Source organism: Paractinoplanes toevensis, assembly GCF_018332695.1.
GTDB lineage: Bacteria > Actinomycetota > Actinomycetes > Mycobacteriales > Micromonosporaceae > Actinoplanes > Actinoplanes toevensis.
Genome location: NZ_BOQN01000133.1, coordinates 33,081 through 55,138, shown reverse-complemented (window position 1 = coordinate 55,138; position 22,058 = coordinate 33,081). Strand labels below are relative to the sequence as shown.

The 22,058-nt window shown below is 70.7% G+C and carries 26 protein-coding genes; 14 read left to right on the top strand and 12 right to left on the bottom strand.

Going from position 1 to position 22,058, the window contains the following annotated elements:
- Positions 1-2: 2 nt before the first annotated feature.
- The 6 genes from Ato02nite_RS44245 to Ato02nite_RS44220 are packed head-to-tail and all read left to right on the top strand — an operon-like array spanning position 3 to position 4,511.
- Complete coding sequence (locus Ato02nite_RS44245; protein ID WP_213012775.1) at positions 3-884, top strand: acetaldehyde dehydrogenase (acetylating); 882 nt, start codon at positions 3-5, stop codon at positions 882-884.
- The gene (gene dmpG / locus Ato02nite_RS44240) at positions 881-1,891 is read left to right on the top strand and encodes a 4-hydroxy-2-oxovalerate aldolase (RefSeq protein WP_213012722.1); all 1,011 of its coding nucleotides are present in this window, start codon (positions 881-883) and stop codon (positions 1,889-1,891) included. The genes Ato02nite_RS44245 and dmpG overlap by 4 nt, the downstream gene beginning before the upstream one ends.
- A complete protein-coding gene (locus Ato02nite_RS44235; protein ID WP_307854278.1) occupies positions 1,891-2,580 on the top strand; it encodes a 2-keto-4-pentenoate hydratase in 690 nt (229 codons plus the stop codon). The genes dmpG and Ato02nite_RS44235 overlap by 1 nt, the downstream gene beginning before the upstream one ends.
- Entirely contained in the window at positions 2,577-2,999 is a 423-nt protein-coding gene (locus tag Ato02nite_RS44230) for a RidA family protein (protein WP_213012720.1), read from the top strand. Before Ato02nite_RS44235 ends, Ato02nite_RS44230 begins: the two co-directional genes overlap by 4 nt.
- Positions 2,996-3,511, top strand: coding sequence for a 3-hydroxyanthranilate 3,4-dioxygenase (locus Ato02nite_RS44225; RefSeq protein WP_213012719.1), 516 nt, complete (start codon positions 2,996-2,998; stop codon positions 3,509-3,511). The genes Ato02nite_RS44230 and Ato02nite_RS44225 overlap by 4 nt, the downstream gene beginning before the upstream one ends.
- A gap of 1 nt (position 3,512) precedes the next feature.
- Positions 3,513-4,511 carry an amidohydrolase family protein gene (locus tag Ato02nite_RS44220; protein WP_213012718.1) on the top strand — a complete coding sequence of 333 codons (999 nt, stop codon included), beginning with the start codon at positions 3,513-3,515 and terminating at the stop codon, positions 4,509-4,511.
- Between the two features lie 2 nt (positions 4,512-4,513).
- Here the strand turns inward: Ato02nite_RS44220 and Ato02nite_RS44215 are convergent, their stop codons facing one another.
- On the bottom strand, positions 4,514-5,113 hold the full coding sequence (locus Ato02nite_RS44215) for a TetR/AcrR family transcriptional regulator (RefSeq protein ID WP_213012717.1): 600 nt from the start codon (positions 5,111-5,113) through the stop codon (positions 4,514-4,516).
- Positions 5,114-5,250: 137 nt separating this feature from the next.
- Here Ato02nite_RS44215 and Ato02nite_RS44210 point away from each other — a divergent pair, with 137 nt between their 5' ends.
- Genes Ato02nite_RS44210 through Ato02nite_RS44200 form a run of 3 tightly spaced genes read left to right on the top strand, consistent with a single transcriptional unit; the run spans position 5,251 to position 7,555 of the window.
- A complete protein-coding gene (locus tag Ato02nite_RS44210; protein ID WP_213012716.1) occupies positions 5,251-5,808 on the top strand; it encodes a hypothetical protein in 558 nt (185 codons plus the stop codon).
- A gap of 1 nt (position 5,809) precedes the next feature.
- Positions 5,810-7,216: a dihydrolipoyl dehydrogenase family protein gene (locus Ato02nite_RS44205; RefSeq protein WP_213012715.1), complete on the top strand. Its 1,407-nt coding sequence runs from the start codon at positions 5,810-5,812 to the stop codon at positions 7,214-7,216.
- 33 nt (positions 7,217-7,249) lie between these two features.
- Positions 7,250-7,555, top strand: coding sequence for an EthD domain-containing protein (locus Ato02nite_RS44200; RefSeq protein WP_213012714.1), 306 nt, complete (start codon positions 7,250-7,252; stop codon positions 7,553-7,555).
- Here the strand turns inward: Ato02nite_RS44200 and Ato02nite_RS44195 are convergent.
- The 8 genes from Ato02nite_RS44195 to Ato02nite_RS44160 form a co-directional block, all read right to left on the bottom strand.
- Complete coding sequence (locus Ato02nite_RS44195; RefSeq protein WP_213012713.1) at positions 7,510-9,000, bottom strand: GGDEF domain-containing protein; 1,491 nt, start codon at positions 8,998-9,000, stop codon at positions 7,510-7,512. The two genes, Ato02nite_RS44200 and Ato02nite_RS44195, sit on opposite strands and share 46 nt — an antisense overlap.
- A 39-nt stretch (positions 9,001-9,039) precedes the next feature.
- On the bottom strand, positions 9,040-9,525 hold the full coding sequence (locus Ato02nite_RS44190) for an inorganic diphosphatase (RefSeq protein WP_213012712.1): 486 nt from the start codon (positions 9,523-9,525) through the stop codon (positions 9,040-9,042).
- Between the two features lie 53 nt (positions 9,526-9,578).
- Positions 9,579-10,616: an ABC transporter substrate-binding protein gene (locus Ato02nite_RS44185; RefSeq protein WP_213012711.1), complete on the bottom strand. Its 1,038-nt coding sequence runs from the start codon at positions 10,614-10,616 to the stop codon at positions 9,579-9,581.
- Positions 10,613-11,710 (bottom strand): ABC transporter permease, encoded by a 1,098-nt coding sequence (locus tag Ato02nite_RS44180; protein WP_213012710.1) that lies wholly within the window; start codon positions 11,708-11,710, stop codon positions 10,613-10,615. The genes Ato02nite_RS44185 and Ato02nite_RS44180 overlap by 4 nt, the downstream gene beginning before the upstream one ends.
- Positions 11,707-12,486 carry an ATP-binding cassette domain-containing protein gene (locus Ato02nite_RS44175; RefSeq protein WP_213012709.1) on the bottom strand — a complete coding sequence of 260 codons (780 nt, stop codon included), beginning with the start codon at positions 12,484-12,486 and terminating at the stop codon, positions 11,707-11,709. The genes Ato02nite_RS44180 and Ato02nite_RS44175 overlap by 4 nt, the downstream gene beginning before the upstream one ends.
- Before the next feature lie 64 nt (positions 12,487-12,550).
- Positions 12,551-13,267, bottom strand: coding sequence for an FGGY-family carbohydrate kinase (locus Ato02nite_RS44170; RefSeq protein WP_213012708.1), 717 nt, complete (start codon positions 13,265-13,267; stop codon positions 12,551-12,553).
- A 26-nt stretch (positions 13,268-13,293) separates the two neighbouring features.
- Positions 13,294-14,058: an FGGY family carbohydrate kinase gene (locus Ato02nite_RS44165; protein WP_213012707.1), complete on the bottom strand. Its 765-nt coding sequence runs from the start codon at positions 14,056-14,058 to the stop codon at positions 13,294-13,296.
- Between the two features lie 43 nt (positions 14,059-14,101).
- Positions 14,102-15,127 carry a zinc-dependent alcohol dehydrogenase family protein gene (locus Ato02nite_RS44160; RefSeq protein WP_213012706.1) on the bottom strand — a complete coding sequence of 342 codons (1,026 nt, stop codon included), beginning with the start codon at positions 15,125-15,127 and terminating at the stop codon, positions 14,102-14,104.
- 215 nt (positions 15,128-15,342) lie between these two features.
- On the opposite strand from Ato02nite_RS44160, the gene Ato02nite_RS44155 reads away from it, so the two are divergent.
- Positions 15,343-16,371, top strand: a complete 1,029-nt coding sequence (locus tag Ato02nite_RS44155) for a LacI family DNA-binding transcriptional regulator (protein WP_213012705.1) — start codon at positions 15,343-15,345, stop codon at positions 16,369-16,371.
- On the opposite strand, the gene Ato02nite_RS44150 is transcribed toward Ato02nite_RS44155, so the two are convergent.
- The 3 genes from Ato02nite_RS44150 to Ato02nite_RS44140 form a co-directional block, all read right to left on the bottom strand.
- Positions 16,368-17,354 (bottom strand): LacI family DNA-binding transcriptional regulator, encoded by a 987-nt coding sequence (locus Ato02nite_RS44150; protein ID WP_246608102.1) that lies wholly within the window; start codon positions 17,352-17,354, stop codon positions 16,368-16,370. The two genes, Ato02nite_RS44155 and Ato02nite_RS44150, sit on opposite strands and share 4 nt — an antisense overlap.
- A gap of 75 nt (positions 17,355-17,429) precedes the next feature.
- Positions 17,430-18,320 (bottom strand): tagatose-bisphosphate aldolase, encoded by an 891-nt coding sequence (locus Ato02nite_RS44145; protein ID WP_246608101.1) that lies wholly within the window; start codon positions 18,318-18,320, stop codon positions 17,430-17,432.
- On the bottom strand, positions 18,317-19,687 hold the full coding sequence (locus Ato02nite_RS44140) for an FGGY family carbohydrate kinase (protein WP_246608100.1): 1,371 nt from the start codon (positions 19,685-19,687) through the stop codon (positions 18,317-18,319). The genes Ato02nite_RS44145 and Ato02nite_RS44140 overlap by 4 nt, the downstream gene beginning before the upstream one ends.
- Positions 19,688-19,812: 125 nt before the next feature.
- Here Ato02nite_RS44140 and Ato02nite_RS44135 point away from each other — a divergent pair, with 125 nt between their 5' ends.
- From Ato02nite_RS44135 to Ato02nite_RS44120, 4 genes are all read left to right on the top strand, one after another.
- On the top strand, positions 19,813-20,334 hold the full coding sequence (locus Ato02nite_RS44135) for a P-loop nucleotide/nucleoside kinase family protein (RefSeq protein WP_213012704.1): 522 nt from the start codon (positions 19,813-19,815) through the stop codon (positions 20,332-20,334).
- Between the two features lie 62 nt (positions 20,335-20,396).
- Positions 20,397-20,903 carry a MarR family winged helix-turn-helix transcriptional regulator gene (locus Ato02nite_RS44130; protein ID WP_246608099.1) on the top strand — a complete coding sequence of 169 codons (507 nt, stop codon included), beginning with the start codon at positions 20,397-20,399 and terminating at the stop codon, positions 20,901-20,903.
- Positions 20,904-21,740: a helix-turn-helix transcriptional regulator gene (locus Ato02nite_RS44125; RefSeq protein ID WP_213012703.1), complete on the top strand. Its 837-nt coding sequence runs from the start codon at positions 20,904-20,906 to the stop codon at positions 21,738-21,740. It begins immediately after the preceding gene.
- An 82-nt stretch (positions 21,741-21,822) separates the two neighbouring features.
- Positions 21,823-22,050 carry a hypothetical protein gene (locus Ato02nite_RS44120; RefSeq protein WP_213012702.1) on the top strand — a complete coding sequence of 76 codons (228 nt, stop codon included), beginning with the start codon at positions 21,823-21,825 and terminating at the stop codon, positions 22,048-22,050.
- Positions 22,051-22,058 lie beyond the last annotated feature (8 nt).

Genomic DNA, 22,058 nt, shown 5'->3' with positions numbered 1-22,058 from the left:
CGGTGAGCGTCGGGGTGGCCGTGATCGGTTCCGGCAACATCGGCACCGATCTGATGTTCAAGGTCATGCGTACGTCGTCGTCGTTGCGCATGGTCGCGATGGCCGGCATCGACGCCGAGTCGGACGGCCTGGCCCGGGCGAAACGGCTCGGCGTGGCCACCACCGCGAAGGGGGTCGAGGGCCTGGTGGCGCTGCCGGAGTTCGCCGACGTGCGGGTGGTCTTCGACGCCACCTCGGCGGGCGCGCACCGGCACAACGACGCGGTACTGGCGAACTATCCGGTGACCGTGGTCGACCTGACCCCGGCCGCCCTCGGGCCCTACGTGGTCCCGCCGGTCAACCTCGCGTCGTTCCAGGCCGAGCGCAACGTGAACATGGTGACCTGCGGCGGGCAGGCGACCGTGCCGATCGTCGCCGCCGTAGCCGCGGTGACTCCGGTCGCGTACGCCGAGATCGTCGCCTCGATCGCGTCGCGATCGGCCGGACCGGGCACCCGGGCCAACATCGACGAGTTCACCGAGACCACCGCCCGCGCCCTCGAAGTGGTCGGCGGCGCGGCCAGGGGCAAGGCGATCATCGTGCTGAACCCGGCCGAGCCGCCGCTGCTGATGCGCGACACGGTGTACTGCCTGTGCCCTTCGGCCGACGCCGACCGCGCGCGAATCGCCGCGTCGATCGAGGAGATGGTCACCGGCGTCCAGCAATACGTGCCCGGCTATCGACTCAAGCAGGACGTGCAGTTCCGGGTGCTCGACGACGGGCTGCTGGTGACGGTCTTCCTGGAGGTCTCCGGCGCAGGTCACTACCTGCCGGAGTACGCCGGCAACCTGGACATCATGACGTCCGCCGCGGTGCGGACCGCCGAGGAGCTGGTGACGGCATGACCGAGATCTATGTGCAGGACGTGACGTTGCGGGACGGCATGCACGCCATCGGCCACCGCTACACGGTCGATCAGGTGCGGGAGATCGCCGCCGCGCTGGACGCCGCCGGGGTCGCCGCGATCGAGGTGGCGCACGGCGACGGCCTCGCCGGGTCGAGCATCAACTACGGCCGGGGCGCGGCCACCGACGCCGAGTGGATCAGCGCGGCCGCGTCGGTGCTGACGAACGCCCGGCTCACCACCCTGCTGCTGCCCGGCATCGGCACGATCGCCGACCTGCGGGCCGCCCGCGACCTCGGGGTGACCAGCGTGCGGGTCGCCACCCACTGCACCGAGGCGGACATCTCCGCCCAGCACATCGCGTGGGCACGGGAGAACGGCATGGACGTCGCCGGGTTCCTGATGATGTCGCACATGAGCCCGCCCGCCGAGCTGGCGAAGCAGGCCAAGCTGATGGAGTCGTACGGCGCGCACTGCGTCTACATCACCGACTCCGGCGGCCGGCTCACCATGAACGACGTGGCCGCGCGGGCCGACGCGTACCGGGAGATCCTCGACCCGGCAACCGAGATCGGCATCCACGCCCACCACAATCTGTCCCTGGGCGTGGCCAACAGCCTGGTCGCGGTCGAGCACGGGGTGTACCGGGTGGACGCCTCGCTGGCCGGGATGGGCGCCGGGGCGGGCAACGCGCCGCTCGAGGTGTTCGCCGCGGTCGCCGAACTGAACGGCTGGAAGCACGGCTGCGACGTGTTCGCCCTGATGGACGCGGCCGACGACCTGGTGCGCCCGCTGCAGGACCGGCCGGTGCGGGTGGACCGGGAGACGCTGTCGCTCGGCTACGCCGGGGTGTATTCGTCGTTCCTCCGGCACGCCGAGACCGCGGCCGGCACGTACGGCGTTGACGTGCGCACGATTCTCGTGGAGCTCGGCAAACGCCGGATGGTCGGTGGCCAGGAGGACATGATCGTGGACGTGGCGCTGGACCTGGCGAAGGAGAACTCGTGATTGTCGACGCTCTGGATCGTGCGCTCACCACGGCCACCGAGCTCGCGTCGGGCTCGTTCGAGGTCGGCGAGCCGTACTCCGCTCAGCAGGACCTGGTGGAACGCCGCCTGGCCCGCGGCGAGAGGATCGTCGGGGTCAAGCTGGGCCTCACCAGCCGGGCCAAGATGCAGCAGATGGGCGTCGACGAGGTCATCTGGGGCCGGCTGACCGACGCCATGCGGGTCCCGGACGGCGGCGTGCTCGACCTCGCACCCCGCATCCACCCGAAGGTCGAGCCCGAGGTGGCCTTCCTGGTGCGCGACGGCGAGATCGCCGCGATCGCCCCGGCCATCGAGGTGATCGACTCGCGCTGGCTCGACTTCAAGTTCACCCTGGCCGAGGTGATCGCCGACAACACGTCGGCGGCCGGCTTCGTGGTCGGCGCCTGGCAGCCGGTGCCGGACGGCGTCGACAACCTGGGCGTGCTGCTCGAGGTGGACGGCCGGGTCGTGGAGATCGGCTCGACCGCGGCGATCCTGGGCGACCCGCGGCGCGCCTTCGCCGACGCGAAACGGCTCGCCGGCGGCCTGGAAGACGAGTGGATCGTGCTGGCCGGGGCGGCCACCGCAGCCGTCGCGGTGGGGCCCGGCCAGACCGTACGCGTCGAAGTGGAAAAGCTCGGCACCGCCGCGCTGAAGGTCTCCGCATGACCGCGCGGGTGGTGGCCGGCAAGGCCACCCCGCGCGGAAGGTTTCCGCACGTCAAGGTGGCCGGCGGGTTCGCGTTCGTGAGCGGCACCAGCAGCCGCCGGCCGGACAACACGATCGCCGGGGCCGCGGTCGACGACATGGGCACCACGACGCTCGACATCGCCGAGCAGACCCGGGCCGTCATCGCCAACATCGCCGACATCCTGGCCTCGGTCGGCGCCGGTCTGTCCGACCTCGTGCAGATCACGACCTACCTGGTCAACATGAACGACTTCGGTGGCTACAACGCCGTCTACGGCGAGTTCTTCGACGAGACCGGGCCGTCGCGCACCACCGTCGCGGTGCACCAGCTGCCGCACCCGCACCTGCTGATCGAAATCCAAGCCGTCGCAGCTCTGCCGTCCAAGGAGGCGTCATGACCGACCCGATCAACTTCCCCGGCTGGATCGAGGACAACAAGCACCTGCTCAAGCCGCCGGTCGGCAACAAGCAGATGTTCCCCACCGGCTCGGACTTCATCGTCATGGTGGTCGGCGGCCCGAACGCCCGGACCGACTTCCACGTCGATCCGTACGAGGAGTTCTTCTACCAGGTCAAAGGCAACATGCACGTCAAGACCATGACCCCGGAGGGTCCGCAGGACGTGCACATCCGCGAGGGCGAGATGTGGGTGCTGCCGGGCAACACGCCGCACTCGCCGCAGCGCCCCGAGCCCGGCTCCATCGGCCTGGTGGTCGAGCGGGTGCGCGAGGAGGGCACGCTGGAGAAGTTCCAGTGGTACTGCTTCGAGTGCAGCCACCTGGTGCACGAGGTCGAACTCCAGGTCCGCGACATCGTCGAGGACCTGCCGCCGGTGTTCACCGCCTTCTACGCCGACGAGAAGGCCCGCACCTGCGCGAACTGCGGCGCCCTGCACCCGGGCAAGGGCTGACGTGATCGACGTCCACACCCACGTCGTACCCAAGGGGTGGCCGGACCTCGCCGTCGCGTGCGGCGGGTCCGGCTGGCCCTGGCTCGAGGTGGAGACCGAGCGCGAAGCGGTCATCATGATTCGCGACAGCGAATTCCGCCGGATCGACTCGTCCTGCTGGGACCCGGCCGTCCGCTTCGCGGACATGGCCGCCGACGGGGTGGCCCGGCAGGTCGTCTCGCCCACGCCGGTGTTCTTCGGATATGACCGTACGCCGGACCAGGCGGTGAAACTGGCCCGGATCTTCAACGACCTGACCCTGGAGATCACCGCCGGCGATCCACGCCTGATCCCGTTCTGCCAGGTGCCGCTGCAGGACCCGGCGGCCGCCTGCGCCGAGCTCGATCGCTGCCTCGCCGCCGGTCACGCCGGTGTGGAGATCGGCAACCACGTCGGCGACCGCGACCTGGACGACGCCGGGATCGTCGAGTTCCTTCAGCACTGCGCCGAGGTGGGCGCGCCGGTCTTCGTGCACCCCTGGGACATGCCGGACGGCCCCCGCCTGGACCGCTGGATGGCGCGCTGGCTGACCGGGATGCCGGCCGAGACGCACCTGTCGGCGCTCGCACTGGTCCTCGGCGGCGTCCTGGACCGGGTGCCGGAGTCGCTGCGGCTGTGCTTCGCGCACGGCGGCGGCAGCTTCCCGTTCTGGCTGGGCCGGGCGGACAACGCCTGGGAGAAGCGGGGAGATCTGGTACGAGGACGGTCGACGCGCCCGCCGAGCGAGTACGTCGACCGGTTCTACGTCGACTCGGTGGTGTTCAGCGAGCCGGCCCTGCGGCTGCTGGTGGACACCATGGGGGAGGACCGGGTGGTGGTGGGCAGCGACTACCCGTACCCGCTGGGGGAGCGGCCGGCCGGCAACGTGGTCCGGACCGCGTCGTTCCTGACCGAGACCCAGCGCACCAAGCTGCTGACCGCCAACGCGGAGCGTTTCCTGTCCGGGGCCGTCGCGGCCTGAGGTCAGACCACGGCTCGCGGTGAGTCCGAAGCTTGCCGCGAGCCGTGGATCCGCACGAGTCCCTCGACACCGCGCAGGAAGGTGTCGCAGATCAGCGCCGGGTCGAAGAGGCAACCGGCGGCCATGGCGCCGTCGCGGAGCATCACGAAGTGCTGCGCGGCCGCCGCGGCCTCGGTCTCCTCGATGTTCGCCATCAGGGTGTTGATCGTGTCGAGGAACCACTGCCGGTGGGCGAGGACGGCCCGGTGCACCGGGTGGGCCGGATCGGGGTACTCGGCGACGGCGTTCAGGAAGGCGCATCCGCGGAAACCGGGGGAGCGGATGCCGTCGGCGATCGAGGTCGCCACGGCCCGGACGGCGTCGCCGGCGGGCTGGTCGTCGCCGGCGGCCGCGTCGATCTGTGCGCGGATGGCCGCGTCGGCGCTCCGCAGATAGGCCAGGACCAGGTCTTCCTTGCCGGGGAAGTGGCGATAGAAGGTGGCCCTGGTCACCTTGGCCTCGGCGATGATCCGATCGACCCCGACCGAGTGGATGCCCTCCGCGTAGAAGATCCCGGTCGCGGTGGTCAGCAGGCGCTCTCGAGCCTCGGACGGACGCGTCATCCGACCAGCGTAGCGACAGAACGTTCGGTCTCGCCATCGTCCGCCAGGTGGATAGAACGTTCGGTCTTGACAACCGCCAGCGCAGCCGTCATCGTTCCGTGAGACAGAACGTTCGTTCTCCTCTCGGAGGAAAGCCCATGACCACCGTTGCCGCCCCCGGCATCTCGACGACCGCCTTCGCCCTGCGGCGCCTGTACTTCGTGCGCTTCGCGTTCGCGCTCGTCTGGGCCCTCGTGATGATCCCGCTCGCGAAGCACCTCAACCCGCTCACCGCGACGCTGCTGGTCATCTATCCGCTGTTCGACGTGGCCGCCGCCATCGTCGACGCCCGTGCCTCGCGAGCCACCGGTTCGCCGGTGCTGCTCTACGTGAACGTCGCGATCAGCCTGCTGGCGGCCGCCGGCCTGGCCGTCGGCGCGGCGTCCGGCATCCCGGCGGTCCTGCGGGTCTGGGGCGCCTGGGCGGTGGTTGCCGGCCTCATCCAGTTGATCGTGGGGGTAACTCGCCGCCGGATGGGCGGGCAGTGGCCGATGATCATCAGCGGCGGCATCTCGGTGCTCGCCGGCGGATCGTTCATCGCCGGTGCGTCCGCGGACAACCCGGTGCTGACCAACGCCGTCGGCTACGCCATCCCGGGCGCCATCTTCTTCCTCATCGCGGCCATCCGGCTCGGCCGTACGGCGAAGGGAAACTGACATGTACGACGTCGTGGTCATCGGGGCGGGACCGGTCGGGGAGAACGTCGCCGATCGGATCGTGCGGGGCGGTCTGACCGTCGCCGTGGTCGAGCGCGAGCTGGTCGGCGGCGAGTGCTCCTACTGGGCCTGCATGCCGACCAAGGCGCTGCTGCGGAGTTCGGCCGCACTGCAGGCCGCACGCCGGCTGCCGGGCGCCCGGGAGGCGGTCACCGGGGATCTGGACGCGGCCGCCGTGCTGCGCCGCCGCGACGCGTTCGCCTCGAACTGGACGGACGACGGGCAGGTGGCCTGGCTGGAGTCGGCCGGCATCACGCTGTACCGGGGCCAGGGGCGGATCACCTCCGAGCGGGTCGTCGAGGTGACCCTGGACGGGTCCACGACGACGCTCACCGCGCGGCACGCGGTCGTCGTCGCCACCGGAAGCAGCGCACTGCTCCCGGACATCACCGGTCTGCGTGAGGCGGTGCCGTGGACCAGCCGGGAGGCGGCCGCCGCGCAGGAGGTGCCCGCTCGCCTCGCCGTCATCGGCGGTGGCGTGGTGGCGTCGGAGATGGCGACCGCGTTCACGAGTCTCGGATCCACGGTGACGATGCTGGCCCGGGACGGGGTGCTGCACCTCGCGGAGCCGTTCGCCGGCGAGCTGGTCACGCAGTCGTTGCGGCAGGCGGGCGCGTCGGTGCGCACCGGTGCCGAGGTCGCGTCGGTGAGCCGGGACAGCGACGGCGTCGTGCACCTCACCCTCACCGACGGCGAGCGGATCGACGCCGACGAACTTCTGGTCGCTATCGGCCGTACGCCGAACACGCAGGACATCGGGCTCGACTCGATCGGCCTGAAGCCCGGTTCCTGGCTCACCGTCGACGACACGCTGCGGGTCGTCGACGCGGGCGGCTGGTTGTACGCCGCCGGCGACGTCAACCGGCGGGCTCTGCTGACCCACCAGGGCAAGTACCAGGCTCGTGCGGTGGGGGACGTGATCGTGGCGCGCGCCGAGGGCGCCCCGGTCGAGGACGGCCGGTGGGGCCGGCACGCCGCCACGGCCGACGAGCGTGCCGTGCCGCAGGTCGTCTTCACCGACCCCGAGGTCGCGTCGGTGGGTCTTACCGCCGCCGCCGCGCAGGCCGCCGGGCTGCGGGTCCGGGTCGTCGACTACGACCTGGCCGCGGTCGCGGGATCCGCGCTGCACGCCGACGGCTATCAGGGGCACGCCCGGATGGTCGTCGACGAGGATCGACACGTGCTCGTCGGATTCACCCTGGTCGGCCCGGACGTGGCCGAACTCCTGCACGCGGCGACCATCGCGGTGGTCGGCGAGGTTCCGCTGGACCGGCTGTGGCATGCCGTGCCCGCCTACCCGACCGTCAGCGAGGTCTGGCTGCGCCTGCTCGAGGCGTACGGCCGCTGAGATTTTGATTTTCGTTCTATCTGAGGAGATGCGATGCCTACCAAGATCACGTTGATCATCGACAATCCGGCCGACCCGAGCGCGTTCGAGCTCCTTTACGCGGAGATGAGGGCGGCCGCGGAGAAGCTCCCGAAGCTGCGGCGGCTCGAATCGGCCAAGGTGTGGCCGAAGGAGGACGGCACGGCCACCCCGGCGTATCGGACGCTCGATCTTTATTTCGAGAGCTACGGGGACGCCTCCGCCGCGGTCGCGACTCCGGCGGCCGGCGAGCTGTTCGGCGCGCTCGTGGGATCTCAGGTTCCGTTCAAGGGGCTGTTCTCCGACATCGAAGCGGCGTAGCGCGCCGCGGCCTGTTTGCGGGCGGTCTTCTCGGCGTACATGGCCGCGTCGGCCGCGGCGAACAGGCCGTCGGCGCTCGGCCGGTCCAGCGGGCCCCACGCCGCCAGGCCGACGCTGACCCCGAAGCGGAGAGTCTCGCCGCGCCAGGCGACCGGTTCGTCGGCCAGCGCGCGCAGCCGGGCGGCCAACTGCCGGGCGCCGGCCTCGTCCTGGACGGCGGTGGTGAGCACGACGAACTCGTCTCCGCCGAACCGGGCCGCGGTGTCCGCCGGCCGGATCGTGCTGGTCAGCCGCCGGGCGAACTCGACCAGGATCAGGTCGCCGGCGGCGTGGCCGTACCGGTCGTTGATCTGTTTGAAGCCGTCGAGATCCAGGTAGAGAACGAGCGGGCCGAACCCGGACGGCCGGAGCAGTTCCAGCTCCAGTTGGGTGTGCAGCGTGGTCCGGTTGGCCAGTCCGGTCAGTTGGTCGTGCTCGGCCCGGTGCGCCAGCGCGATCTTCATGTGCTCCTGCTCGCGTACCACGAAGACGAACCGCATCAGGATGAACGTGGTCAACAGCGCGATCGAGACGAGCAGCGACACCCGGCTGAGCGTGGTGTGGAACGAGTACAGGCCGGTCACCGTGGGCATCACCACCAGGGCGATGCCGAGGAACACCACGCGCGCCGGATGCAGTCGTTGCGCCGCCGACCCGCGGTCCGGCTCGGCGATCCGCGCCGCGTCCTGCCGCACGATGGCCGCCGCCAGCAGGCTGTTCGCCAGCAGGAGCAGGCCGTCGAACCGGTCGGCCTGGCCCGAACGGGACAGGTTCTCGAACAGGACCGGCAGCAGCGAGATGCTGACGTCGCCGATCACGGTCAGGATCAGGGCCGAGACCAGATAGCGGGCCGATCCGCGGGTGGCACCGGGGGCGAAGACCAGGATCGCGGTGCCGGCGAAGAACATCACGTCGCCGAACGGGTAGAGCGCGCCGACGATCGTGCCGGTGGAGAGGTCCTGGGACTCGGCCGCCGGCAGGATCAGGAACTGCCAGAACAGCCAGGCCACCACCGTCGTCATGGCGGCGGCGTCGAGCATGCCGTCCCGCAGCCGGCCGGGCGCCCGCAGCCGGACCAGCTTGACCATGGCCGCCATCAGCAGCGGATAGCCGGAGAGCCAGAGAAGGTCGGACGGGGAGACGTCACCGACCGGGCCGGCGAAACGGTCCAGCAGGTCGTACAGGACGTCACCGGTGAGCCAGACCGACAGCGCGGCCGCGACCAGCCGGAAAGCGCCCCTGCTCGGTCCGGAGATCGTCCGCAGGCCCAGCCACGCGCACAGCACCACACCGCCGAAACCGATGAGGTACGCGACGTGGGCGGCCGTGGTCCCCGGGGCGAAAACGGACACCGAGCCGGTGAGCGTGGCGAAGATCGGTACCGCCGGCGCCGGGACACGTCTCATGCACTGCCTATCGGCCCGAGCCGGCCGATCTTCAGGATCTCAGTGGCGCGCTCGCTCGACGGCTCGCTCGATCTCGGCCTCCGCTTCCGCCCGCCCGGACCAGGGCTCCTCGTCGATCTGCACGGTCTTGCCCGGCTCGACCGCCTTGTAGATCTCGAAGAAGTGCTGGATCTCCAGGAGCAGGAACCGGTCCAGATCGGTGATGTCCTGCAGATAGGCGAGCCGGGGGTCGGCCGTGGGCACGGTCAGCACCTTGGGCGTGGGGCCGATCTCGTCGCGCATCCGGAAGAGGCCGATCGCCCGGCTGAGCACCAGGCAGCCGGGGAAGGTCGGCTCGCGCACCAGCACCAGGGCGTCGAGTGCCGTGCCACCGGTGCCGCAGGTGCCTTCGATGTAGCCGTAGTCGGCGGGGTACTGGGTCGCGGTGAACAGCGTCCGGTCGAGATGGATGCGACCGGTTCCCGGATCGACCTCGTACTTGTTGCGGGTTCCCTTCGGAATCTCGACCAGCACATCGAATTCCATGACGCCGCACCTCCTGGTGACGGGCGCGGGTCCGGTGACCCGCGCCCGCTCGGTCAGCAACTGGACTTGTACGCGGCCTGCCCGCCCTCGCTGCTCAGGTTGTCCTTGGTGATGGTGGTGAAGCTGGTCTGGATCTTCGGCGCGACCTGGCCGCCGTCGAGGGCGGCGACGGCCTCGTCGACCCCGTACTGGCCGATCGCCCCGGGCTGCTGGGCGATCAGGGCCTGCACCGTGCCCTGCTGCAGGGCCTTGATCTGGTTCGGGCCCGCGTCGAAGCCGACGATCTTGACCGTGCTGGTCTTGCCGGCCTGGCGGACGCCGGTGGCGGTGCCCTCGGCCGCGAACAGGTTGGCGGCGAAGACGCCGATGATGTCGGAGTCCTTCTGCAGCGCGGAGCTGATCAGGTTGGCCGCCGTGGCCGGGTCGTTGTGCGAGTACTGCACCGGCAGATACTGGAACTTCGAGTCGGCCTTGGCGGCCTCTTCGAAACCCTGGATGCGCTGGTCGACGGTGGAGACGCCGGGGTCGGTGGACATCACCATGACCTTGCCGCCGCCCGGGTTGAGCTGCTTGATGGCCTCGAACGCCGCCTTTCCGCCGCCGACGTTGTCCGAGGCGATGGCGCTGGCCGCGTACGACGGGTCCTCGGTGGTGGTGTCCACGAGCACGACCTTGATGCCGGCCGCCGCCGCGGCCTTCAGCGGCGTCTGCATGGCGGTGACGTCGGTCGGGGCGATGAGGATGGCGTCGGGCTTGGCCGCCACGACCGAGTCGAGGATCGGCTTCTGCAGGGTGGGGTCGAACTTCTGCGGGCCCTGGGTCTTGACGCTGACGCCGAGCTTGGCCGCTTCGGCCTCGATCCCGCACTGCATGGTGATGTAGAACTCGTCGCCGGCCACACCCTGGATGAACTGGATGCTGTAGTTCTTCGCCGCTTTCGCCGGTGCTACGGCGGCCGAGGCGGCGGGCGCGCTGGGATCCCCGGCGGCCGTGTTGGTGGTGCTTTCGGCGGGCTTGGAGCTGCTGCACGCGGCCAGGACGGCGACCGCGGCGACGCTGCCGGCGGCCAGGAGGATTCGAGATTTGATCATCGGGCGGGTTCCTTAGCTTTCTTGGCTCCGAGGAGGGCGAGGAAGGACGGCCGGGAACTGCCCCGCAGGGCGGCAGCGCGGCGGGACTGGTCGACGTAGACGGCGGCGACGAGGACCGATCCGACGGCGACGCCCTGCCAGAAGGCCTCGACGCCGACGATGACGAAGCCGGCCTGCAGGACCGCGGGGATGAACAGGCCGACGACGGTGCCGAAGATCGAGCCTTCGCCGCCGAAGATCGAGGTGCCGCCGATGACGACGGCCGCGATCACGTTGAGGTTGGTCAGCGACTGCCCGGCGATGGTGGTGGTGCCGAACTGGGCCAGGGCCAGCACCGCGCCGAGTCCGGCGCAGGCGCCGGACAGGGCGTACACCAGGATCAGGTGCCGGTCGACGTTGATGCCGACCCGGCGGGCGCCGAGTTCGTTGGAGCCCACGGCGTACGTGTATCGGCCGAACTTCGTCTTGTGCAGCACGATCCCACCGATGATCAGCACGATCAGGGCGACGAAGGGCAGCGCCGGAATGCCAAGGATCTTGATGTACGTGTTGAAGTCGGTCAGCGATTCCGGGACCGAGCGGATGTCGATGCCGCCGGTGAGGACCTGGGCCAGGCCGAGCGCGACCGACAGCGCGCCGAGGGTGACGATCAGCGGCGGGATCTTCGCCTTGGCGATGAGGAAGCCGTTGAGCGCGCCCCAGGCGATCCCGGACGCGAGCGCTCCGCCGATCCCGGCGGCCGCGGTGGACCAGCCGTCCCCGCCGACCGATTCCATGATCTTGGCCGCGATGACGGACGAGAAGACCAGCACCGAGCCGATGGACAGGTCGATGCCGGAGGTGATGATGACGAAGGTCATCCCGACCCCGAGCACGGCCCAGACCGCGATGTTCTGGGAGATCAGCGAGAAGTTGCTGGTGGACAGGAACTTGGTGCCGGCCGCCGCGGAGAAGGCGGCGATGATGACGACGAGGACGCCGAGGATCCAGACCGATTGCAGGTTCGCGGCGCGCCGGAGGTACGACTGCCGCGCCGGCGGCTCGATGACGGCTTGCTGGTCGGGGGCCTGGCCGGGCGGGGTGATGACGCTCATGACGCGTTTTCCTTGCGCTTGACGGTCTGCGAGTCCAGAGCGCCGGTCATCGCACCGACCAGCTGCTCGACGGTCGTGCCTTCGGCCGGCATGGTCGCCACCCGGGTGCCCAGGCGCATGACCTGGATGCGGTCGGCGACCTGCAGGACGTGGGGCATGGAGTGCGAGATGAGGACCACGGCGATCCCCTTGTCCCGTACGCGTTTGATGGTGTCCAGGACGTTCCTGGTCTGCACGACGCCGAGCGCGGCGGTCGGTTCGTCCAGGAAGACGATCTTGTCGGCCCAGCTGATCGCGCGGACGATCGCGATCTGCTGACGCTGCCCGCCGGACATCGCGCCGACGGGCGCGGTGAACGAGCGGACGGTGCCGCCGAGCTCGGCGAAGCCGGCCTCGGCGGTGGCGCGCATCTTCTTCTCGTCCATGAATCCGAGGGAGCCGAGCAAACCTTTGCGGGGGATCTCGCGGCCCAGGAACATGTTCTGTACCGGGTTGAGGTGGGGGGCCAGGGCGAGGTCCTGGTACACGACCTCCATGCCCATCTCCGAGGCCTGGTGCGGGCTGTGGATGGTGACCGGCGCGCCCTCGAAATACAGCTCGCCGGAGTCGACGGGCAGGTTGCCGGTGAGTGCCTTGACCAGGGTGGACTTGCCGGCTCCGTTGTCGCCGATCAAGGCGACGACCTCACCGGCTTCGATGTCGAACGACGCGTCGTCGAGCGCCCGGACGTGTCCGAAGCTCCGCGACAGGCCGCGTGCCTCCAGAAGTGGTGCCATAGGGGAAACCTTTCGGTGTGGTGGCACACCGCGACCAGGGGCCGGGGAACGCGGCGTCCGGGAACTATCCGAGTGCGGGAGCGGCGCCGTGCGGCGTCGTGCCGGCGTACGCGCCGACCGTGGTGCTGTCGCTGTCGCGCAGGGCGCGGACCTTGCGGCGGAAGGCCGCATGGCGGTCGTGATAGAGCTCGTGCCGAGGGCCGGGAGCATTGCCGGCCGTGGCGGACGAGGGCCGGGGTGGGAAGCGATCGGTCAGGCCGGCGGCGCGGGCGCCGAGAAGTGCCGCGCCGAGCCCCGAGGCCGCGGGCACGTCCACCGGCACCAGGGCCCGGCCGAGGACGTCGGTGAGCATCTGCCGCCACGCCGGGTCGGTGGTGCCGCCGCCGGCCAGGCGCAGCTGGGTGACCTGGCCGGCCGGGTCGAGGCTGTCGAGCGCATCCAGGATGCCGAAGGCGACACCCTCGAGCGCTGCGCGCAGCAGATGGGTACGGTCGTGCCGCGGCCCGAGGCCGGTCCAGGCGCCGCGGAGGGCCGGGTCGAGGTGCGGCGTGCGTTCGCCGTTGACGTGCGGCAGGAAGTACGGGTCGTCGGCCTGCGGGCCGATCGCGGCGGCGGCGTAGAGCTCGGGCCAGCCGACGCCGAGGGTCCGGCACACCCAGTCCAGGGTCAGGCCACCGTTGAGGACGGCTCCCATCCGGTACCAGCCGGTGTCGGCCGCCGACCGGTAGAGGTGCGTGACGGGGTGCGCCGGCAACGGATCGGGCCGTTCGGCCACCGGCATGACGAGTTGCGCGCCGGTGCCGATGGTCAGCTGGATCGTTCGGGTTCGGTCAGCCGGGAACCGAGCGCCGCGGCGGCGGTGTCGGCCGCGCCCGCCGCGACCGGCACGCCGGGGCGCAGGCCGAGCCGGGCCGCCGCGGCCACGGTCAGCCGGCCGGCCGGCGCGGCCGAACAACCCAGGATCGGGGGGAGTTTGGCCGCGTCGAGTCCAAGAGCGCCGAGCAGCTCGGTGCTCCAGGTGTCACCGGCGATGTCGTAGAGCAGGGTCGCCGACGCGTCGCTCGGTTCGGTGGCGAACCGGCCGGTCAACTGGGCCCGCAGCCAGTCCTTCGGCTGCAACGTCCAGCGCGCGGCCCGGTACGTCACCGCCTCGTGGATCACCAGCCAGGCCAGCAGTGGCCCGGCCATGCCCGGACTGAGGGGATTGGCCAGCCGGGCCAGCAGCGGATCGGGCAGGCGGTCGTACTCCTGGATCTGGTCGACCGCCCGGGAATCGGACCAGAGCATGGCCGGCCGGATCGCCCGGCCGTCCTCGTCGGCCAGGACTACCCCGTGCATCTGGCCGGACAGCCCGATCGCGACCGGCTGCGAACCGGCCTCGGCGACGGCGGCGCGGACCGCCCCGGCCGTGGCGTCGAACCAGTCGCCCGTAGGCGTCTCGCTCCACCCCAGGCGCGGGTGGGAAACCGGATAGCCGCCGCGGGCCTGCGCGACGACGGTCCCGTCGAGGCGGGCGACCACCGCCTTCACCGAGCTGGTGCCCAGGTCGATGCCGAGTACGGTCGGCGACATGGTCGGATCACCTCCTTCGACGGGGTGTGTTCGGAAGGTTCGGTCAGGGGACGATGACGACCTTGTGCACCGTGGGATCGTTCTGCAGGGCGTCGAGGGCTTTGCCGTAGTCGTCCAGCGCGAAGCGGTGGGTGATGATCCCGTCGGTCTTCGCGCGGCCGCCGCGCAGCGCGGCGATGGCGGCGCCGAACGACGAGATCTCGGCGAACGAACCCTTGATGGTGATCTCGCGGCGGAAGACGTCGAACGGGTGGACGGTGACGATGTCCTCGGTCCGGGTGACGCCGTACACCAGGACCGTGCCGCCGTTGCGGGTCAGGGGCACGCAGATGTCGCCGATCCGGGGTGAGCCGGTGGCCTCGACGACCACGTCGTAGCCGTCCCCGTCCGGCGACGCCTCCTTGAGGACGGCGATGTTGCTCTCCGGGTCGTCGCGGCTGATCCGGACGGTCCGATCGATGCCCAGTGCCGCGGCGGTCTCGAGCTTGAACGCCGACGGGGCGGCGACCGTGACCGAAGACGCCCCGCCGTGCGCGATCAGCTGCGCCAGCAGCAGCCCGGTCGGTCCGGACCCGAAGACCAGCACGCTCGAGCCCGGCCGGAGGTCGAGGGTCTCCAGCCCGTGCATCGCGCAGCCGGCCGGTTCGGTGAACACGGCGGTGTCGGCGGGCAGGCCGTCGACCGAGAACACCAGGGTCTGCGGAACCGCGACGTACTCGGCGAAGAAGCCGGGGAAGTTGCTGCCGTAGCCCTTGAGGTTCTCGCAGAGGATCAGCCGCCCGGCCCGGCAGTACGAGCAGTGCCCGCAGTGCACGTTCGGGTTGACCGTCACCTGCTCACCGACGCGCAGACCGGCAACACCGGCACCGAGCTGCTCCACCACGCCGACCAGCTCATGGCCGGGGATCAGCGGGAACACGGCGTTGAAGTCGCCCTCGTGGATGTGCAGATCGGTGCCGCACACCCCGACCTGGCCGACCTTGATGAGCACCTCGCCCGCACCGACCGGCGGGACCGGGATGTCGGTGACGGCGTAGCTGCGGGGGGCGTCGTAGACGACGGCTCTCATGTCCCAGCTCCTTCGGAGATCGATCGCCGTGACGACGCCGGTCCCACTCGGTGGCCACTTCGTAACTCGTTGGAAACGAACACTAGGACATGACATCGGTGTCTGTCACCGGTGTCAGATAAAGAATCTTGAGAATATGTCACCGGTGACATAGGAGCGGCGCCGACGTATCGTCTCGGCAGGAGGTTGAGCAGACTCGGCAGGAGGTTGAGCAGATGAGCACCATGCGCCAAGTCGCGGAGCGTGCCGGCGTCAGCGCCAAGTCGGTTTCCCGGGTCATCAACAACGATCGATACGTTTCGGCCGATGTCCGCCGGCGGGTGGAGCAGGCCATCGCCGAGCTCAACTACCTGCCGAACGAACTGGCCCGCACCTTCCGCTCCGGCCGGGACGCCGCGATCGGGGTGGCCATCCCCGACCTCTCCGATCCGTTCTTCGCCCGTCTCACCCGCGAGATCGAACAGATCGCCCGGTCCCGCGGGCTCGCGGTACTGATCACCAGCCTCGGTCAGGACGGCGCCGAGGAACAGGACCGGGTCGAGGCACTGCTCCGCCGCCAGCTCATCGGTCTCATCACGACACCGGTCTCGGCCGACCAGTCCTACCTGAAGCCCTGGCAGGGCCGGATCGCCATCGTGTTCATCGACCGCCCACCGACCGGCGTCGTCGCGGACAGCGTCGTCGAGGACGACCACGGCGGTGCCTGGGCGGCCACCGAGCACCTGATCGGGCACGGACACCGCCGCATCGCGTTCATCGGCGACACGATCGCCACGGCCACCACCGCCCGCCGTCTCAAGGGCTACCGCGACGCGCTCCGCCACGCCGGAGTCGCCGAGGATTCGCGTCTGATCCGGTTCGGACCGGCCACCGGCGGTGAAGCCGGCGCGGCGGCCGTCGATCTGCTGAACGCCGACACGCCGCCGACCGCGTTGTTCTCCTCCAACGCCTGGTCCACCATCGGCATCATCCCGGCGCTGCGGGTCGCCGGGTACCAGTCCGTCCCGCTGGTCAGCTTCGGCGACTTCCCGCTGGCCGAGGCGATCCAGCCGGCGCCGACCGTCGTCGACCAGGACCCGGCCTCGGTCGGCCGGGTGGCCGCGACCCGGCTGTTCGACCGGATCGAGCACCCCCGGCGCCGGCTCAAGCGGCAGATCGTCCTGCCCGTGCCGCTCATCACCCGCGAATCCTGCTGCGGCCAGGAAAGCCTGCCGGCCGCGCCGGACGAAGCTCTGGCGATCTAGCGCTGGGTGATCTTGCAGGATTCGCGTTCGGTCAGCGTGACGTCGAGGACGGTGGTGCGCCGCAACCGGCGTTTCGGATGGTCCGCGCGCTCGAACACGCGGCTCGCGGCGAACCGGCCGAGCTGATCCGGGTCCTGATCGATCACGGTCAGCGCGGGATGCAGCATGTCGGCCATCGGGAAGTCGCCGAAGCCGACGACCGCCAACTCGTTCGCCGGCAGGGCATGCACCACCAGCATCGAACTGCGGGCGTTGGACGAGAAGATCGCCGTGGGCCGATCGGCCAGGCCGAGCAGCCGGGTCATCGCCGCCTCGGTGGCGGCGCGGTCGTTGACGTCCGCCGCCACCAGTTGAGGGTCCGGCTCGATCCCGGCCTCGGTGAGTGCGCGGCGATATCCGGCCAGCCGGTTGGTCTCCGTCGACAGGTGCGGGTTGCCGGCGACGTACGCGATCCGCCGGTGGCCGTGCTCGATCAGGTGGCGGGTGGCCAGGTGCCCGCCGGCCTCGTCGTTGTCGGTGAAGGTGTCGGCGGACAGACCGGCCGGCGCCCGATCGACGAACACCATGGGCGTGCTGTCCGTCCATCGTTTCAGCCACGCATGATCGGCCCCGATCGGGGCGACGATCAGCCCGGCGAGCCGCCGGCTCAGCAACGACTCGATGATGTCGCGTTCCCGGGCCGGATCGTCGCCCAGATTGGTGAGGAGCGTGGCCACGCCCCGGTCGCGGGCGACCCGGTCGACGGCTCGGGCGATGGCGGCGAAGAAGGGGTCGACGATGTCGGGAACCGCCACGCCGATGGCCGACGCCTTGCCGGAGCGGAAGGTCGTCGCAAGGACGTTGGGGACGTAGTTGAGCTCCTTCATGATCTGTTCCACCTGGGAACGGGTCTCGGGGAGCACGTGGGGGTCGTTGTTGAAGACCCGGGAAACCGTCTTCGCGCTCACCCCGGCGCGCGCGGCAACGTCCCGCATCGTCGCCATGGGTCACCTCCGGGTCGTCTCGTCAAACGCTGCGGCAGCATATCCGACCTGCCGCAACGCCCGGACGCGCCGCGGTCAGCCGCGGCCGTCAACCACCTCCGCGAGTTCCTGCAGGCGCGGCAGGGCGCGCTTGGTCAGATAGTCCTTACGGAGGTCGTGCGACACCGACAGGCTGTCCTTCCACAGCGAGCGGCCCGCCATGGCCCCGCCGGCCCCGTTCGCCATTGCGATGCCGACCTGCTTCATGAAGGTCTCGTGGTCGACGCCGGCCGACAGCACGGCCCACGGCACGCCGTCCGCGGCCGCGGTGACCGCGGCGCAGCCTTCCGCCGAGCCGGGGTACTGCAGCTTCAGGACCTTCGCCCCGCACTCGACGGCCAGCCGTGCGCCGTCGGCCACGAGCCCCGGGAACGCCGCCGCGTACTGCTCCTCGGTCTCGTCCTCGAGCCGGTAGGTCAGCAGCTCGACGATCAGCAGGACACCCTCGGCCGTGCAGGCCTGGATGAGCTCACGCATGTCGGTGGCGACCCGGGACCGGGTGTCCTGTCGATCCGGGCGCAGGTACCAGAGCATCTTGGCCGCGTCGCCGCCGAGCTCGCGCACGCGGCGGGCGGTCATGCCCGGTACGAAGTCGGTGTGGCGCAGCCCGTCCACGGTCGCGAAGCCGGAGGCGTCCATGCCGACGACCAGCGAGGTGCCCCGGATCAGGACGCCGTCGTCGACGACCGCCGGTAGCGCGACCTCCGGGTCGAGCAGGATGGCCGGCGCGTTGTTGGCCAGGTAGCGGACGAGGTCGGCCTTCGCCTCGGCCAGTTCGGCGGTGCTGATCGACGCCGGTCCGTCCGGTGCGTCGTTCATCGCGGCCTTCATGCCGTTGCGCTGGTCGGCGGCGACGATGAGCATCCGGCCGCCGGGCGTGGAGATCGCGGACATGCCGCGGCGTTCGATGGTGGTCAGCGGATTCACGGTGCGGTTCCAATCTTCGGTGGGTTCGTGGTGAGTGCGCGGACGGCGACCCGGGTGGCCCCGTACGCGGTCTCCTGGTCGCGGGCCGACGCGGTCATCGGCGGCAGGACGCGGGCCCGGGCGCGCCGCACCGCGGCCATGCCGGCCCAGCCGCCGGTCAGGGTGGCGCCGGCCGCCGGGGGCAGTTCCCGGTCGATGGCTTCGATCAGCAACGCGATCTCGTCGTTGCTGTGCCGCAGCACGGCGCCGAACACCTCGGCCGGGCTGACCCCGTCGGCGCGGACGGTCAGTTTGAGGACACCGTCGTCGTTGCGTGCGCCGGCGACGTCGATGGCACCGGCCGGCAGCTTCCCCTCGTAGGGCAGCGCCATGACGGCGGTGTCCAGGCGGTCGCGGCCCGGCCGGTCGTCGATGCCGGCGGTCTGCAGGAGCCGGCGCAGCAACAGCCCGGTCTTGACCCCGGCGACGAGCACGTGCTTGCCCGGCACGACGTGCCGGACCTCGTTGATCAGATGACCGGCGAGGCGGCGCCGGGCGTCGAAGCTGAGTGGGCCGTCGATCACGCGCAGCAGCACCTCGGCCGTGCCCATGGACACGTGGTAGTGGTCGGCCGGCAGTGGGCCGCCGGCCTCGGCCGCGACCAGGTGGTCGTGCCCGGCGACGGTCAGCAGTGCGCCGGCCATGCTGTCCGGGACCGCGCCGGCGGCCGTCTCGCCCACCGGGCTGCCGGCCTCCACCAGCGCCGGCAGGAAGGCCTCGTCGACCCCGAGGACGTCGAGCATCCGCGGCCAGGGGCGGCCGGTGTCCTGGTCGAGCAGCCCGGTGCGCGAGGTCAGCGACTGTTCGAGCACGACGTCGCCACCGAGCGCCAACGCGACGAACTCCGGCAGGTTGAGCCAGCGCGAGCCACGCAGCAGCACGCCCTGATCCCGCAGCCAGGCCAGCTTGGCCACGCTGACCTGAGCACCCAGCGGCAGCCCGGTGCGGCCGGCGAACTCGGCGCGGATCTCGGCGGGAAACGCCGCGACCTGGTCGCCGCCGCGCGGATCGAACCACGCCATCCCGGGGGCGATGGCGGCGCCGTGCCGGTCGATGACCATGCCGGTCTCCGCCATGCCCGCGATCGCGATGGCATCGATCGGCGCCGCGGTCACCTGGGCGACGGCGCCGGCGCCGGCGGCGATCAGCGAGCGCACGGCGTCGAGCAGCGCCTCGGCCGTCATCTCGGTGACGCCACCGGGGCCGGCCCGCCACGGCGTCGGCACCTGGGCGGCGCCGATCTGGGCGCCGGCTTCGTCGGTGACCAGCATTTTCATGCTGGTGCTGCCCAGGTCGAGGCCGGCGACCAGCCGTGCGCGGTGGGTCACAGGAGTTCTCCTAACCGGAGGGAAAAGGTCATGTCACCGGTGTCATGATTGGTCATGTCACCGGTAACATGGCTTTCATGATGTGGCCCTCCGCAAAGGATTGTCAACCGATCGAACCCGTTGTCGTGGCCATCGCCGGAGTCGCCGGGAGCGGCAAATCCACGCTCGGCCGAGCCCTCGCGACGGCCCTCCGAGCCCCGCTGCTCGACCTGGACTCCGTCACGAATCCGCTGCTCGATCGCCTACCCGCGGAGATCTTCGGCGGTCACTGGCTCGCCTCGCCGCACGGCGGCGCGGTGCGAGACGGCCGGTACGCCGCCCTGTGCGCTGTAACGCGGGACACCGTCGCCACCGCGGGCCGGGCCGTCCTGGTCGCGCCGTTCACCGCCGAGCTGCGCGGCGGCGAGGAGTGGGATCGGCTGCGCGCGGCATCGGGTACCGCCGGTCTCTGCATGGTTCACATCGACGGCGATGCCGACCTGTTCGCCGCGCGCCGGGCTCGGAGATCGGAAGACCGGGATCGCCACCGGACGGCGCCTCCACCGGCCCCACCTCCGGCGGTGCCGGTGCTCGCCGTCGACGGCGAACTCACCACCGACCGACAGCTCCGGCGCGTGCTGGCCGGCCTCGGGTTCCGGAACCCCTAGACCGGGCCGGCGTTCGGCCCGGGGCGGGTGAACTTCGAATTCAAAGCAAGTACGATCGTCGGGTGAGTGAACCGGCGGGTGGCCTGAACGCGGAGCAGCTCGGTACGTACTTCGCTCTGATGGAGGTGAGCAGCCTCCTTCAGTACGCGGTGGACGAGCACCTGCGCGCCGACGGCGATCTCAGCTGGGTGCAGTTCCAGATCCTGGCCCGCCTGGCGAACGCGCCCGAGGGCCGGCTGCGGATGACCGACCTGGCCGACGGCGTCGTGTACAGCCGCAGCGGGCTCACCTACCAGGCCGGTTTGCTGGACAAGCGCGGCCTGATCAGCCGGTCGCCGTCGCCGGACGACGAGCGCAGCACCATGGTGACGGTCACCGACGCCGGGCGGGATCTGGTCGCCCACGTGCTGCCGGGGCACGTCGATCGGGTCCGGCAGCTGTTGTTCGAACCGATGACCGGCACCGACCTCGCCGCCCTGGGCGAGGTTCTCGGCCGGGTTCGCGACCATATGCGCGCCAACCCGCCACGGTCCGCGAAACCGCGCGCCGGCCGCAACCGGGGCGAGTGAATGGCGGCGCGAGGGACGGACCGGGCACTGCTGGCCGACTTTCTCCGGGCCCGCCGGGAGGCGCTGCAGCCGGAGGACGTCGGGCTGCCCCGTGGTTCCCGGCGTCGAACTGGTGGGCTGCGGCGCGAGGAGCTCGCCGTGCTGGCCGGCATGTCGGCCGATTACTACAGCCGCCTCGAGCAGCAGCGCGGGCCGATGCCGTCGGAACAGATGCTGGGCGCCCTGGCGCGGGCCCTGAAGCTGCGGCCGAGCGAGCGCGAGCACCTGTTCGCCCTGGGCGGGCATTCGGCGCCGCGGCGCTCGCCGCGCGACGAGCAGGTCAGCCCGGCCATGCGGCGCATCGTGGAACGGCTCTCCGACACGCCGGCGGTGGTGTTGTCCCCGTTCGGCGAGGCGTTGTTGCAGACCCGTTCGGCGGTCGCCCTGCTCGGCGACTACACCCGGTTCAGCGGTATGTCGCGGTACCTGGTCTACCGCTGGTTCACCGACCCGACGCAGCGCGAGCTCTATCCCACCGAGGACCATGCCGTGCGCGGCCGGGTCTTCGCCGCGGAGATCCGCGCGGCGTACACCGCCGATCCCGGCGGCCGGGCGGGTGAGATCGTCGAGGCGCTGCTGGCGGTCAGCCCCGAGTTCGCCGAGGTCTGGCGGATGCACGAGGTGGACATCACCCACCACCACGACCTCAAGCGCTACCTGCACCCGCAGCTGGGCGAGTTGGAGCTCCACGCCCGGCGACTGGTGGACCCCGACGAGGGCCAGGAGTTGCTGGTCTTCCTGGCGGAGCCCGGCTCACCGAGTGACGAGAAGCTTCAGCGCCTGGTCATGATGGCCTGAGCCCGTCTCGTTATCCATGGTCCGGTTGTCCGTGGATAACGGTGCCATTCACCCGCGTTCCGGTTCACGCCACGCTTGATCGGTGGACGGGGAACTGCGGCACTTCGGGGACGGTCGGGTCAGTGCCGTCCTGACGCGGATCATCGAGGCTCTGCCGGACTGCCCCGCAGTGGTGTTCTCCCGGTTCGGCGAGGTGCTGTTGCGGACCGGCCCGGCGATGTCACTACCGGGCGAGTTGGGGCGGTACCGGCAGGTCCTGGCGGACCCGGTGTCGGGTCAGGTTCTGGTGATCTTCGTGGCGGTTGGCTAGCTGTCGGT